The following is a 13,332-nucleotide window of genomic DNA, read 5'->3' as shown; positions in this document are numbered from 1 at the left end:
ATCCTTCGCGGCTGGCAGACCGTACTTACGCGACGTGACGCGTGGCTAGTATTCTAGGGCTATGCCCGCATATGAAAAACCCCCGGCTATGCCGGGGGATATTTATTTGAAATTTTTTCTTTTCCGTGAAACACTTTGCCCCTGCCGTTCGTCCTACAGACAGAAGGCGGCCAGGAACAGGCAGACAGCCTGGACAGGAGGTGAAACCGCCCGTGTGGGAAACATTATACGATGACTTCTGGGACAAGCTGGTCCGGTTCTGCTGCCGGATGACCCGCGACGAGGACCGGGCCGAAGATCTGGCCCAGGAGACCTTTCTCCGGGCGCTAGGCCACCAGGACCTGCTGAGCACCCTGAGCGCGCCCCAGCTGAAAAGCTGGCTGTTTGAGACAGCCCACAATCTGTTCTGCGACAGCGTCCGCCGTTCGGCCAAAGAGCAGGAGCTGCTGGAACAGTTTGCCCCGCCCCCCGGCGAGGAGCCGGCCGACGATACCGCTTTATCCGCCATGGGTCAGGTGGAGCTGGCCAGCCTGCTGGCCCATCTGGCCGACAGCGACCGCGCCCTGTTCACCCTGCGGTACGATGCAGGGTACACCGCCGCCGAGCTGGCCCGTATCACCGGCCAGCCCGCTGCCACCATCCGCACCCGTCTCCACCGCATCCGAAAAACGCTGCAAGATTCACTTGAGGAGGAATAAATCATGAAAAAGCTGAACATCAATGCTGCTGTCTGCGACGCCCGCAAGGTCCAGGAGGAAACCCTGGCCAACTTTGAATCCATCGACATCAACGGGGCCCTGTTCATCACCAGCCCCAACGCCCGGGCCATGATGTCCCGCCACAACGTCCGGATCAACTGCTCCAAGAGCATCGACCTGGACGACGAGACCACCCTCAACACCATCAACGGCAAGACCACCTTCACCGGCCGCAACACCCCCAACGGCCGCCAGTATCTGCTCATCAACGGCACCATGACCATCACTCCCGACGCCGGGGACGCCCTGCGCCAGTATATGGGCATGACCATCAACGGCACCGTCTACTGCCCCGACTTCCTGGCCACCGTCCTGGCCAGCAAGGCCTCCATCAACGGCAAGCTCTACACCTATCCGGAAGGGGCGGTCATCCTGAAAAACAACGCCGTGCTGGACAAATCCTTCGCTCTGCGGGCTGAGCCCCGGCTGTACTGGGCCGCCAAGCGCCTGGTGGCGGTGGACAGCGAGCTGGACGGCGACGAGCTGGCCAGCAAGGGGGTCCGCTTCATGGTTCCCGAGGCCTACGTCAGCGAGACCCTGGCCGAGAGCCTGGCTCCCCTGTTTGACGCCGACACCCGGATGGTGGTGCTGCCCGACGGCACCTCGGTGGTGCAGGACGACCTGACCCTCAGCGCCGCCGGCCTGCGCCGGTACGGCGACAGCCTGGTGGTGCTGGGCGACCTGTACCTGACCCCCGACTGTGCCGAGGCCCTGAGCGACCTGGAATACCTGCAGGTGGAGGGCGACGTCTATCTGCCCGAGGAGATGGCCGACACTCTGGACGCCATTCCCGAGACGGTGCTGGACGGAGAGGTCTTTTATCTGCCGGGCAAGCCCCTGTTCGACAAGATCAAGATGACGGTGGACAAAAACCTGCTGGAGGCCTTCCCCGAGGGTCTGACCCTGGTGGCCTGCCCCAGAGTGACCCTGACCGATGATCTGACCCCCGCCGATGTGCTGGAGCACCTGTCCCTGTTCAACTGCGGCTCCATCTTCTGCAAGTCCGCCCTGGAGAGCGCGGTGCAGGCGGTGGCCACCGGCTCCTTCCATGTGATCACCGACGACGAGGAGGACGAAGAGGTCAGCGATCCCGACACCATGTCGGTCAACGCCGCCATGTACACCCTGTAACACAAAAGCGGTCCCCGAAAGGACCGCTGCAAAAAGTCTCCCTGTTGGCCCTGCCTGCCGCACTCCCGCGGCGGGCGGGGCTTTTTTGGTTAACGGTTGACGATGTTCTCCCCTGCCCCGGCCAGGAAAGTCTCCAGGTTGCGGGCGGTGATTTCCATCAGGCGCTTGAGGGCCCCGCCGGTGGCCCAGGCCACATGGGGGGTAAAGAGGGCGCGGGGGGCGGTGCGCAGGGGGCTGTCCGCCGGCAGGGGCTCCACCGCAAAGGCATCGGCGGCGTAATAGCCCAGATGTCCGCTGGTCAGGGCCTGGGCCACGGCGGCCTCATCCACCAGGGCGCCCCGGGCGGTGTTCAGCAGGATGGCCCCCGGCTTCATTTTGGCCAGAGCCTCCCCATTCACCAGGCCCCGGGTGGCGGGGGTGGCGGGACAATGGAGGCTGACGATATCGCTCTTGGTCAGCAGGGTATCCAGATCCACAAAGGTCACCCCATCCTGCGCGTACTCGGGGCGGACGGTGCGGGTCCAGACCAGCACCTCCATCCCGAAGGCCCGGGCCAGACGGGCGGTCTGGCGGCCGATGTTGCCGTAGCCGCAGACGCCGAAGGTCTTGCCGTACAGCTCCACCTGGGGAAGAATGCCATACCCGGCGGGGATTTCCAGCTGCCAATAGCCGTCCCGGAGGGCTTTATCCTGCCGTTCGGGGCACTGGCAGATGGCCAGCAGCAGGCTGAAAGCCATCTGGGCCACACTGTAGGTGGAATAGGCCGGCACGTTGGCCACGCTGACTCCATGCCGGCGGCAGGCTTCCAGGTCCAGATTGTCGGTGCCGGTGGCAATGATCCCCACCCACCGCAGATTGGGGCATTTGGACAGAATCTCCTCGTCCATCCGGCACTTGTTCAGCACCACCAGCTCGGCGTCCCCGATCCGCTGGGCAATCTGATCGTAGGGGGTGCGGACGTACTCGGTGACATCCGGCACCAGCGCCCGCAGGCCCGACCAGTCCAGGTCCCCCGGCTCCATGACGTAGCTCTCCAAAATAACCAGTTTCATCTTTTGACTTCCCCTCTTGTTGATACGTTGTTATGTTCTGCCTCTCCCGCGGGAGGGGCTGAGCCTCTATGTTTGGGCCGGGATTTACACCGGGCAGAGGGCCAGCGTGGTGGCCCCGGCGGTGGTTTCGCTGCCCACCGCTGACCAGCCCCGGCTCAGCAGAGCCGCCAGACGCGCCCGGTCCGCCAGCGGAACCCACACCGGCTCAGCCCGGTTCATCCCCGGCACCCGGCTGAACAGCCAGCAGGGCGAGAGCCCGTTCAGGGGCCGCAGCGCCCGCAGGGCCAGCCCTGCATCCAGATAGGCGGGCAATAAATCCTCGGCGTCGGGTGTGGACTCCAGCACCGCCCATACCGGGCCCGCCCCCGCATGGCGGCAGGCCGGCACCAGCGCCGCCCCCAAAAGCTCGGGCAGCAGGCTGCGGTCCCCCACCGGCGGGGCCAGCACCGAGCCCCGGCCCAGACCCTGACGGCCCAGAAACTGCCGCAGCGCCGCCGCGGCTTCCACGTCGGCGGTGAGGGGCAGCTCGATCATGGCGGCCAGGGGCTCCCCGCGGGGCCCGCAGACCCCAAAAGCCTGCCCCACCGCCAGCATCCGCAGCACCTCGCTGCGGGGGCGGTACAGGCTGGATGCCTCCCGCCGGGCCAGCATACAAAATTCCTCGGCCGAAAGGCGGCGCGGCTGCACCGCCGGCTCACAAAGCTGCAACATAATGAATCCGATCCCCTTCCTGCAGGCCGGACGCCTGCACCGGATATTTTACCAGAGAGGACCGGATGCTTTTTGTCAGACGGTGTCGGCGGCGTCCAGGTCAATGTCCTCGCTGAGCACCTGGCCGATAGGCTTGGCGATGCACAGGTCGGCGGAACGGTCGGCCCCGGTGGGCTGCATATTGATCACTACCAAGTGCCGGCCCTGGAAATACCGGATCAGTCCCGCCGCCGGGTAGACCACCAGGCTGGTGCCTCCGATGATGAGGGTATCGGCCCGGCGGATGGCCGCAACGGCCCCCGCCATGGTGGACTCGTCCAGGCATTCCTCATAGAGCACCACATCGGGCTTGACGATGCCGCCGCAGTCGGTGCACCGGGGCACCCCGGTGCTATTGGCGATGAACTCCACATCGTAGAATTTGCCGCAGCGGACGCAGTAGTTCCGCAGGACGCTGCCGTGGAGTTCATAGACCTTCTGGGAGCCGGCGGCCTGATGCAGTCCGTCGATATTCTGGGTGACCACCGCTTTCAGCTTGCCTTCCCGCTCCAGTTTGGCCAGCCGGAGGTGGGCCGCATTGGGTTTGGCCCCCCGGACAATCATCTTGTTGCGGTAAAAGCGATAGAATTCCTCCGGGTTCTGCTCCCAGAAGGTATGGCTGAGGATGGTCTCGGGCGGGTAGTCGTAGGTCTGGTGGTACAGCCCGTCCACGCTGCGGAAATCCGGGATGCCCGACTCGGTGCTGACCCCTGCGCCGCCGAAAAAGACGATGTTTTTACTTTCTGCAATGATGGCTTCCAGTGCCCTGAGCATAAAACCGCCCCTTTCCAAACAATGTGGTTTGTGCTATGGTAAAAGTATAGCATATTTTCACCAGAAAGGAAGCGGTGTTTTTGGTTCTCTGGCACTGGAACAGCCCCTTTGGTCCCCTCTGTCTGGTTCAGGAGGGGGACGCCCTGGCGGCGGTAAACTTCTGCGCTCCCCTCACCGGGGAGGAAGTCCCCTGCCCCACCCCGCTGCTGGCCGAGACCCGGCGGCAGCTGGAAGAATATTTTGCGGGTTCCCGCCGGGTGTTTGACCTGCCCCTGGCCCCCGAGGGCACCGCCTTTCAGCGGGCGGTGTGGGAGGCGCTGCAGGCCATCCCCTACGGCGAAACCCGGACCTATGGCCAGATTGCGGCGGCGGTGGGCCGGCCCAAAGCTTCCCGGGCGGTGGGCGGCGCCTGCCACTGCAACCCCATCGGCATCATCATCCCCTGCCACCGGGTGGTGGGCAGCTCGGGCCGCCTCACCGGCTACGCCGGCGGGCTGGACCGCAAAGCCGCCCTGCTGGCCCTGGAACAACCCAAGCCCTGACGCAAAAACAGCGTGCCGTTTTTCTGCGGCACGCTGTTGGTTTTATCGGTCATGCTCTGCGAAGATTTCGCCCAGATCGGCCAGAATGTCGTGGGGAAGCATCCCATACTGGCCCAGACGCTTGGCGGTGCGGTCGGCGGCGGCTCCATGGAGCCAGACGGCACAGGCTGCCGCCTCCGGAGCAGGCAGGCCGCAGGCCGCCAGCCCGCTGACCATGCCCGCCAGCACGTCCCCGCTGCCGCCCCGGGAAAGGCCCGCATTGCCGGTGGTGTTCTGCCACAGGCGGCCATCCGGCGCGGCGATCAGGGTGCGGTGGCCCTTCAGCACCAGGGTGCAGCCCCACTTGGCCGCAAAGCGCACCGCCGTCCCGGCGGGGTCGGCGGCGATTTCTGCCATGGTCAGGCCGGTGAGGCGGGACATCTCCCCCGGGTGAGGGGTCAAAATCAGGCTGCCCGCCGGGCGGGGCAGGGGTTCCCCGGCTGCCATCAAAGCCGCGGCGGCGTTCAGGCCGTCGGCGTCCAGCACCACCGTTCCCCTGGCCTCTCCCACCAGGCGGCGGACCAGGCTCTGGGTGTGGGCGGTGTTGCCCATGCCGGGCCCCATCAGGAGGACGGTGGCCTTCTGAAGGGCCTGGGACAGGTTATCCGCCTCCCCGGCGTGGATGCCGCCCTCCTCGCTTTCCCGACAGGGCAGCAGGCAGCATTCGGGCAGGCGGGCGGCCACCGCCGCCAGCACCGGCTCCACCGACGCCAGGGTTACAATACCTGCGCCGGTGCGCAGGGCGCCCTCAGCGGCCAGGCCGGCGGCGCCCCGATAGCGGCGGCTGCCTGCCACCTCCAGCAGGTGACCGTAGCTGCCCTTATGGCTCTCCTGCGCCCGGGGGGCGATGCAGGAAAAGACGAATTCCTCACAAAGATGCTCCATGGTCACTCCTCCTGACGGATCAGGGCGCGGATCTCCCGCTCCACCTCGTCCACTTCCTCCCGGAACTGACGGGCCGACAGCCGGTACGCCCCGTGGCCCAGGATAATCACCTGTTCCATGCCGTCCGAGGTGGCCACCCGGACCCGGCGCTCCCGGCCGATCTCATGGGTAACCCGCTCGATGAACATATCCGCCGTCTCGGCCTCCCGGGTGTAGACCACATGGATGTTGTGGTACTGCTCGATGGAGCCGGGGCTGCCCGGCACCCGGTAGGCGTCAAACACCAGGATCAGCACGCACTGCTTGAATCCCTGATAGTTGCACAGAATGTCCATCAGCTTTTGGCGGGCCGAGGCCAGGTTGTCCCTGGCCAGGGCGGACAGGTCATCCCAGACAAAAATAATATTGTAGCCGTCCACCAGCAGATATTCCGGCAGCACCTTCCACTGTTCGGCGTTGAAATCGGGCCGGTCGTTCTTGACCGGGCGGAAGGCCGCCAGAGGGTCCCGCTTGATGGGACCATAGGTCTGCTCGAAAATCTTCATCAGCTCGGCGTCGTTTTCCAGGGAGGCCCGGAAGGCCGCCGCCCGCCGCACCGGCTGCGGGTCCTCGGCCCGGGCAGGCTTGGCCTTGCCCCAGCCGCTTTCCACGTGCATATGCTCCCGCACCTTGTCCCAGGGCACCACATAACCGGCGCCGTGGGCGCAGAACACCGAGTCGGCGGGGTTTTCCAGGTCCCGCTCGGGGTCATAGCCCGACGCGGCGATGAGATCGGCGGCGTTGCGGCAGGGGCGGTAGCTGTCGGGGGTGAGAGTCAGGCGGCCCCGGCCATGGGTATAGCCTGCCAGCTCCCGGGGATAGCCCCGCAGGCCGCTGACCGGCGCCGAACCTTCCAGAATGGCAATCTCTCCTTCCTGGTCGGCGGGACCGAAGGTTCCCTCCATCTGCTGGATGTCGTTCATGGCCCGGCCCAGGTTCTGGGCGGGCAGTTCCAGCCGGAAGTGATACCAGGGCTCCAGCAGGACGTTTTTGGTCATCATCAGGCCCTGGCGCACCGCCCGCAGCGCCGCCTGGCGGAAGTCGCCGCCCTCGGTGTGCTTGAGGTGGGCCCGGCCGGCGATGAGGGTGATTTTCACGTCGGTGAGGGGCGCGCCGGTGAGGATGCCCCGGTGCTCCTTTTCCTCCAGGTTGGCGATGACCAGCCGCTGCCAGTTCCGGGCCAGAACTTCCTCCCGGCAGTCGATATCGTACTGGATGCCGCTGCCCGGGGGCAGGGGCTCCATCTTCAAATGCACTTCGGCATAGTGGCGCAGGGGCTCATAGTGGCCCACTCCCTCCACCGCCTCGGCAATGGTCTCTTTATAAAGGATGCCGCCCTCACCGAAAGTGACGTCCAGCCCGAACCGGCGGGACAGCAGGCTCTGCAGCACTTCCAGCTGAATTTCACCCATCAGCCGAATGTGAATCTGGCCCAGGGTCTCATCCCACACCACATGGAGCTCGGGTTCTTCCTCCTCGATGCGGCGGAGGTTGGCCAGGGCGGTATGAACGTCCGCCCCCTGGGGCAAAATCACCTGGTAGGTGAGGACCGGTTCCAGCAGGGGGTCCCCGGCGTCCCGCTCGGCCCCCAGACCCTCTCCGGGCTTGGCCCCGGTGAGGCCGGTGACGGCGCAGACCTGGCCGGGAACCACCTCATTGGCCAGGGTATACTTGGCTCCCGAATACAGCCGCAGCTGGTCGGCCTTGGCGGACCAGCCCTCTCCCTCGGGGCCGCCGGACAGGGTATCCTTGACTTTCAGGACGCCGCCGGTAACCCGCAGCCAGGTGAGGCGGGCTCCCTGGTCGTCCTGGGAGACCTTGAACACCTTGGCCCCGAAGTGTTCTCCTGCCGGGGCAGGCCGGGTCCAACGGTCCAGGCCTTCCAGCAGGGCGTCCACCCCATCCACCTTGAGGGCTGAGCCGAACCAGCAGGGAAAGACGTGCCGCCGGGCAATGGCAGTGACGATGTCGGTTTCGGCCAGGGGTTCCCCGGCCAGGTAGGCGTCCATCAAATGTTCATCGCAGAGGGCCAGGGCCTCATTGCACTGATCCTCATCGGCGCCGAAATCCACAAAGCCCTCCCCCAGCCGCCGGCGCAGCTGGTCCAGCAGGGCATCCCGGCCGGGGCCGGGCAGGTCCATCTTATTTATAAAGAGGAAGGTAGGCACCCGGCACCGCCGCAGCAGGGACCAGATGGTCTCGGTGTGGCTCTGGACCCCGTCGGGGCCGCTGATGACCAGCACCGCATAGTCCAGCACCTGGACCGTGCGCTCGGCCTCCGCCGAGAAATCCACGTGGCCCGGCGTATCCAGCCAGGTGATGCGGGCGTTTTCAGTCTCGAACAGGGCCTGTTTGGAAAAAATCGTGATGCCCCGGGCCCGCTCCAGGCTGTCGGTGTCCAGGAAGGCGTCCCGGTGATCCACACGGCCCAGTTTGCGGATGGCCCCGGCCCGGTAGAGCATGGCCTCGGACAGGGTGGTCTTGCCCGAGTCCACGTGGGCCAGCACCCCCACCACCAGGCGCTTTGTCTTGTCTGCCATGGCCGCCCTCCTCACAGAACGCCGGCCAGAAGCCCGATGGCGGTCATGGGGACCCCCAGGATCAGGCTGGACAGCATGCTGCAAAAGGACTTTTCCTCCGGGGACAGCTCGTCAAAGGAGACGATCTTCTCGTCGGCAAAGTCCGCCATGGTGTGGCTGGCGTGGCTGCGGCGCTGTCCGCGTTCCGACGACAGCTTGTCCCGGTCCAGGAAGGGAACCCGGACCCCGTCCAGCCGCAGGTAGCTGAGCCAGGCCCACCCCAGGAAGATCGCCCCCACCGCCAGGCAGGGGGCTTCCCAGATGGTGAAGTGTCCGTCGCTTAAAAAACGTTCCCACAGCAGGCAGACGCACAGGGCGACGGATGCGCGTGTCACCGTTTTATACAGGATCGCGCGGAACATATCCTTTTTATAAATGGAAAAAAGTTTCTTCATGACCAATCGTACCTCATCCTTGGTTTTGCAGCCCGGGCAATGGCCTGCACCACAGCGGCAATGTCTGTATTGTAACACGTTTTGCGCCAAAAAGATAGTCACTCGCCGTCCTGTGCGCCGCGGGCGCACATTTTGTCCTCGTGCATCAAGCACGATTCTTTTGCACATTTTACAGGTGCAAGATGAAAGCAGCTCACTCATTTTCACCTTTTTTTCACTCTTTTTCGCCCTGAAGGGGCAATTTGTTGGCTTGAGCGCCGCCTGTTTTCTTGACATCCGCCCTTTATGATGGTAGAATACCTGTGTGTTAAGGATTCTGCGGCGGGGCACAGATACAGACGCTGAGGTCTGTATTTGGGCCTTTTTGTATTCGTTGGCAATACACTGACTCTGCAGCCGCCGCAGGAATGGGAACAGGCAAAATCTGCAACTCTTGCCGTGACACGAAGAATAACAGGGAGGATACAACACATGAACGCAAACTATGAACCTCATGCATTTAGCCGCCGCTCCTTTTTGAAGGGCGCAGGCGCTGTGGGCGCCGCTGGTCTGCTGGCCGCATGCGGCAGCTCCAGCTCCACTGCTTCGGGCAGCACCTCGGGCGCTGCTTCGGGCAGCACTGCCACCACCGGCGGCCTGACTGAGGTGTACAGCTACGAGTCCAACGTCCGTGAGATCGAGAGCTGGAACGTCCTGTACAGCCAGAACGCTTCCGACTTCAACGTCCTGACCAACTGTGTGGACGGCCTGCTGAGCGCCGACTGCTACGGCAAGCCCGTGGCCGCCATCGCCGAGAGCTGGGAGCACAACGAGGACGCTTCCGTCTGGACCTTCCACCTGCGCGAGGATGTGGATTGGTGCGACGTCAACGGTGAGGTCAAGGGCCACATCACTTCCAAGGACTTCCTGGTGGGCTCCGAGTGGGTTCTGAACCAGTTCAAGAACTCCGCTTTCAACACCTCCATGCCCCTGCAGACCATCGCAGGCGCTGAGGAGTACTATGAGTACACCGTGGAGCAGGGCGATGCCGCTGCTGACCTGACCTATCAGGACATGCTGGACCACGGCGTGGGCATTGAGGCTCCGGACGATTACACCCTGGTCTTCACCTGCAAGAATCCCTGCCCCTACTTCGACACCGTTGCAGGCTATGTCTGCTTCTACCCCGCTTCGGAGGAACTGATCAACGAGCTGGGCATCGAGGGCTTCCGCGCCGCCACCTACGCTGAGATGTGGTACTGCGGTCCGTACCTGATCGAGGAGTTCGTTCAGTCCAACACCAAGAGCTTCATCCCCAACCCCAACTGGTACGGCGCCAACGACCACAGCCGCTTCGAGCGCGTGGTCGTCACCATGCTGACCGATATGGTCACCGGCTACCAGCTGTACCAGAACCGTGAGCTGGACGAGATCGAGCTGACCGAGTCCACCGTGACCCAGATCCAGAACGACTCCAGCAACGAGTTCAACCACCAGCTGTGCGAGCGCCAGCCCAAGAAGTTCAGCTATCAGTTCCACTTCAACTATCAGCGCTTCAACGACGACGGCACTCCCGACGACAACTGGAACAAGGCCATCGCCAACACCGCTTTCCGTAAGTGCTTCATGCAGGGCCTGGATCTGACCCGTTACTACGCCCGTACCAACCCCATCAACCCCCTGAAGTGCGAGAACGACTACTACACCATGCGCGGCGTCTGCTACAACACCCAGGGTGTTGAGTACACCAGCCTGGTGGGCAAGAAGATGGGCTACGGCGAGTACGACGGCGAGACCATGATCCGTCTGCGCGACAACGGCGGCGACATCTCCGCTCTGAAGAAGCAGGCCATGGAGGAGCTGAGCGCCATCGGCGTCACCTTCCCTGTCCACTGCTGGAACTATATCCTGTCCGGCAACACCTCCGCTCAGGACAGCGCTGCCGTCATGAAGCAGGCCTTCACCGACTGCTTCGGCGACGACTTCATCGTCCTGGATGTGGGCGAGTACGTCTCCAGCGTCACCAAGGAGGTCGTCAACGCTCACCGTCACAGCTATATCCAGAACGGCTGGGGCGCTGACTTCGGCGATCCCATCAACTTCCTGGGCCAGGAGATTCTGACCGACGACAACGCTTACTACAGCTGGAACTACAGCTATATCGCCAAGGTCTTTAAGGAAGGCCCCGCCGACTGGCAGGCTGACCTGATCGCCACCTATCAGGAGTTTGAGCGCCTGGTCCGCGAGGCTGACGCCATCGTCGACGACATCGACGCCCGCTACGAGGCCTTTGCTACCGCCGAGGCTTATATGCTGGAGAACTGCCTGACCATGCCGGCTCAGTACGAAGTTCTGCTCTGCCTGACTCACGTCAACGATTACTCCAAGATCAACGCTATGTACGGCATCTGCAACTACAAGTACGTTGACTGGGAGACCTCCGAGGAAGCCTATACCACGGAGCAGTATGAAGAACTCGCGGCTGCTTATGAGGCAGCCATGAAGGCTTAATGCTGAAATACACCGCTAAACGGCTGTTTCAGTCGTTTATCACCATTCTGATCGCCGTTACCGTCGTCTTCCTGCTGCTGCGGATGCTGCCCACGGACTACTACTTCACTGAAGACCAGTTGATGAAGTTCACCCCGGAGCAGAAGAACGCAGCACTGGAAGCCGCCGGTCTTCTGGACCCCATCGGGGAACAGCTGGTCCGCTTTTATGGGCAGTTACTCCACCTGGACTTCGGTACCTCGCGGAGAATTCAAAGCGGCATCGCTGTCACCCGTGTCATCGGCGACCGGTTGGGCGTTTCCCTGCGTCTGGGCGCAATCGCATTCTGCATTTCCTGGGTCTGCGGCATCATCATTGGTGTGGCGCAGGCCGCTTTCAAGGGCAAGTTTGTGGACTGGCTGGGCACGGTGTACACCGTCCTGGTGAACGCCGTCCCGGCGCTGGTCATGTACTCCCTGGTGCTGGTCATCGGCTCCACGGTGTTTGGCATGCCCACGCTGTACTCCACCCGAAACTTGGGGCCGTCCAGCGTGCTGCCGGTCATCTGTCTATCCATGGCTTCCACGGCCAGCTATGCGCTGTGGATGCGCCGCTATATGGTGGACGAGCTGACCCGTGACTATATCAAACTGGCCAAGGTCAAGGGCCTGAGCTACAGCCAGATCATGTTCCGCCACGTGCTGCGCAACGCACTGGTGCCCATGGTCCAGTTCATGCCTCAGTCCCTGCTGCTGACCATCAGCGGTTCGCTGCTGATGGAGCGGTTCTTCTCCGTTCCCGGCATGGGTCCCCTGCTGACCGATGCCATCCAGCGGTACGACACCAGCGTCGTCCAGACTCTGGTCATGTTCTACGCCGCGCTGAGCATCGTGGGCATCTTCCTTGGCGACATTCTGATGATGCTCGTTGACCCGCGCATCACCATCGCAGAGAAAGGGGGCAACCGCTGATGGCAAAAGCATCGGATTTTGCGGGCAAGACCGACGACGAACTGTTTTACGTCGTGGAGTACTCGCCCGAAGAGGCCGAGCGCATCGGTTACTCCAACTATTCCTACTGGGGCTCGGTGTTCCGCAACTTTCTGAAAAACAAGGTTGCAGTGTTTTTCCTGATCCTGTTCCTGGCTCTGGTGGTGTTCTCCTTCATCGCACTGGCCATCGGCAAGTACGACTACGCCACTCTGATCCCGGACACTGCGCCGGCTTTCACCAAACCCAACTCGGAGTTCTGGTTTGGTACCGACAACCTGGGCCGTGACTACTGGTGCCAGGTGTGGTACGCCACCCAGATTTCCATCCGCCTGGCCCTGGTCGTGGCCACCGGCGAGTGCATTGTGGGCGTCATCTTCGGTCTGATCTGGGGTTATGTGCGCAAGCTGGACCGGTTGTTCACCGAAATTTACAACCTGTTCGACAGCATTCCCTATATCATCTATATGACCCTGATCGCCCTGATGGTGGGCCAGAGCTTCACCATCATGGCTGTGTCCATGATCTTCATCGGCTGGTTCCAGACGGCGCGCCGGGTGCGCAACATGGTGTTTATGTACCGTGACCGGGAGTACAACCTGGCTTCCCGGTGCCTGGGTACCCCGCTGTGGCGTGTTCTGACCAAGAACATCCTGCCCTACCTGGTGTCGGTCATCATCCTGCAGACGGCGCTGAACATCCCTTACACCATCAACATGGAGTCCACCCTGTCCTATCTGGGCCTGGGCCTGGGCATCGAGACCCCGTCGCTGGGCCTGTTGCTGGCAAAGGTTCGCACCTTCTTCCTGGATTATCCGTACCTGCTGATCTTCCCCGCGTCCATCGTGTCCATCATCTCGGTTTCCTTCTATATCATGGGCAACGCATTCTCGGACGCAGCCGACCCGCGCAATCACGTTTAACAGATGG

General features: G+C 63.0%; 13 protein-coding genes. 7 read left to right on the top strand and 6 right to left on the bottom strand.

The genetic code is table 11. The features are described 5' to 3' along the window. The first annotated feature begins 212 nt into the window (after positions 1 to 212). Positions 213 to 698, top strand: coding sequence for an RNA polymerase sigma factor (locus B5F27_RS08395; RefSeq protein WP_087245454.1), 486 nt, complete (start codon positions 213 to 215; stop codon positions 696 to 698). 3 nt (positions 699 to 701) lie between these two features. Continuing rightward, entirely contained in the window at positions 702 to 1,889 is a 1,188-nt protein-coding gene (locus B5F27_RS08390; RefSeq protein ID WP_087366433.1) for a hypothetical protein, read from the top strand. Between the two features lie 89 nt (positions 1,890 to 1,978). Here B5F27_RS08390 and B5F27_RS08385 read toward each other — a convergent pair whose 3' ends face one another. The 3 genes from B5F27_RS08385 to B5F27_RS08375 form a co-directional block, all read right to left on the bottom strand. Next, on the bottom strand, positions 1,979 to 2,941 hold the full coding sequence (locus B5F27_RS08385; RefSeq protein ID WP_087366430.1) for a D-2-hydroxyacid dehydrogenase: 963 nt from the start codon (positions 2,939 to 2,941) through the stop codon (positions 1,979 to 1,981). A gap of 84 nt (positions 2,942 to 3,025) precedes the next feature. Then, positions 3,026 to 3,652, bottom strand: coding sequence for a hypothetical protein (locus B5F27_RS08380; protein WP_087366427.1), 627 nt, complete (start codon positions 3,650 to 3,652; stop codon positions 3,026 to 3,028). 75 nt (positions 3,653 to 3,727) lie between these two features. Beyond that, positions 3,728 to 4,465, bottom strand: coding sequence for an NAD-dependent protein deacylase (locus tag B5F27_RS08375; protein ID WP_087366423.1), 738 nt, complete (start codon positions 4,463 to 4,465; stop codon positions 3,728 to 3,730). Between the two features lie 80 nt (positions 4,466 to 4,545). Between B5F27_RS08375 and B5F27_RS08370 the strand changes: the two genes are divergently transcribed. Further along, positions 4,546 to 5,007, top strand: a complete 462-nt coding sequence (locus tag B5F27_RS08370) for a methylated-DNA--[protein]-cysteine S-methyltransferase (protein ID WP_087366420.1) — start codon at positions 4,546 to 4,548, stop codon at positions 5,005 to 5,007. A gap of 42 nt (positions 5,008 to 5,049) precedes the next feature. Here the strand turns inward: B5F27_RS08370 and B5F27_RS08365 are convergent, their stop codons facing one another. Genes B5F27_RS08365 through B5F27_RS08355 form a run of 3 tightly spaced genes read right to left on the bottom strand, consistent with a single transcriptional unit; the run spans position 5,050 to position 8,944 of the window. Beyond that, the gene (locus B5F27_RS08365) at positions 5,050 to 5,931 is read right to left on the bottom strand and encodes an NAD(P)H-hydrate dehydratase (protein ID WP_087366415.1); all 882 of its coding nucleotides are present in this window, start codon (positions 5,929 to 5,931) and stop codon (positions 5,050 to 5,052) included. Between the two features lie 2 nt (positions 5,932 to 5,933). Continuing rightward, positions 5,934 to 8,510 (bottom strand): TetM/TetW/TetO/TetS family tetracycline resistance ribosomal protection protein, encoded by a 2,577-nt coding sequence (locus B5F27_RS08360; RefSeq protein ID WP_087366411.1) that lies wholly within the window; start codon positions 8,508 to 8,510, stop codon positions 5,934 to 5,936. An 11-nt stretch (positions 8,511 to 8,521) separates the two neighbouring features. Next, positions 8,522 to 8,944 (bottom strand): hypothetical protein, encoded by a 423-nt coding sequence (locus B5F27_RS08355; protein WP_087245439.1) that lies wholly within the window; start codon positions 8,942 to 8,944, stop codon positions 8,522 to 8,524. On the opposite strand from B5F27_RS08355, the gene B5F27_RS16525 reads away from it, so the two are divergent. The 4 genes from B5F27_RS16525 (at position 8,943) to B5F27_RS08340 (ending at position 13,325) form a co-directional block, all read left to right on the top strand. Continuing rightward, the gene (locus B5F27_RS16525; RefSeq protein WP_144066502.1) at positions 8,943 to 9,233 is read left to right on the top strand and encodes a hypothetical protein; all 291 of its coding nucleotides are present in this window, start codon (positions 8,943 to 8,945) and stop codon (positions 9,231 to 9,233) included. The two genes, B5F27_RS08355 and B5F27_RS16525, sit on opposite strands and share 2 nt — an antisense overlap. 182 nt (positions 9,234 to 9,415) lie before the next feature. Continuing rightward, entirely contained in the window at positions 9,416 to 11,434 is a 2,019-nt protein-coding gene (locus tag B5F27_RS08350) for an ABC transporter substrate-binding protein (RefSeq protein WP_087366408.1), read from the top strand. Further along, complete coding sequence (locus B5F27_RS08345; RefSeq protein WP_087245436.1) at positions 11,434 to 12,384, top strand: ABC transporter permease; 951 nt, start codon at positions 11,434 to 11,436, stop codon at positions 12,382 to 12,384. The genes B5F27_RS08350 and B5F27_RS08345 overlap by 1 nt, the downstream gene beginning before the upstream one ends. Then, positions 12,384 to 13,325 (top strand): ABC transporter permease, encoded by a 942-nt coding sequence (locus tag B5F27_RS08340; RefSeq protein WP_087366404.1) that lies wholly within the window; start codon positions 12,384 to 12,386, stop codon positions 13,323 to 13,325. The genes B5F27_RS08345 and B5F27_RS08340 overlap by 1 nt, the downstream gene beginning before the upstream one ends. Positions 13,326 to 13,332 lie beyond the last annotated feature (7 nt).

This window comes from Faecalibacterium sp. An192 (assembly GCF_002160175.1).
In the GTDB taxonomy this organism is placed as follows: Bacteria; Bacillota; Clostridia; order Oscillospirales; family Ruminococcaceae; genus Faecalibacterium.
This window is presented reverse-complemented; position numbering and strand designations above follow the sequence as displayed.

Excerpts from the sequence above, each read along its gene's own strand:
- B5F27_RS08390 (WP_087366433.1), top strand. The coding sequence starts at position 702 with ATGAAAAAGCTGAACATCAATGCTGCTGTCTGCGACGCCCGCAAGGTC.
- B5F27_RS08385 (WP_087366430.1), bottom strand. The coding sequence starts at position 2,941 with ATGAAACTGGTTATTTTGGAGAGCTACGTCATGGAGCCGGGGGACCTG.
- B5F27_RS08380 (WP_087366427.1), bottom strand. The coding sequence starts at position 3,652 with ATGTTGCAGCTTTGTGAGCCGGCGGTGCAGCCGCGCCGCCTTTCGGCC.
- B5F27_RS08375 (WP_087366423.1), bottom strand. The coding sequence starts at position 4,465 with ATGCTCAGGGCACTGGAAGCCATCATTGCAGAAAGTAAAAACATCGTC.
- B5F27_RS08365 (WP_087366415.1), bottom strand. The coding sequence starts at position 5,931 with ATGGAGCATCTTTGTGAGGAATTCGTCTTTTCCTGCATCGCCCCCCGG.
- B5F27_RS08360 (WP_087366411.1), bottom strand. The coding sequence starts at position 8,510 with ATGGCAGACAAGACAAAGCGCCTGGTGGTGGGGGTGCTGGCCCACGTG.
- B5F27_RS16525 (WP_144066502.1), top strand. The coding sequence starts at position 8,943 with ATGACCAATCGTACCTCATCCTTGGTTTTGCAGCCCGGGCAATGGCCT.
- B5F27_RS08355 (WP_087245439.1), bottom strand. The coding sequence starts at position 8,944 with ATGAAGAAACTTTTTTCCATTTATAAAAAGGATATGTTCCGCGCGATC.
- B5F27_RS08350 (WP_087366408.1), top strand. The coding sequence starts at position 9,416 with ATGAACGCAAACTATGAACCTCATGCATTTAGCCGCCGCTCCTTTTTG.
- B5F27_RS08345 (WP_087245436.1), top strand. The coding sequence starts at position 11,434 with ATGCTGAAATACACCGCTAAACGGCTGTTTCAGTCGTTTATCACCATT.
- B5F27_RS08340 (WP_087366404.1), top strand. The coding sequence starts at position 12,384 with ATGGCAAAAGCATCGGATTTTGCGGGCAAGACCGACGACGAACTGTTT.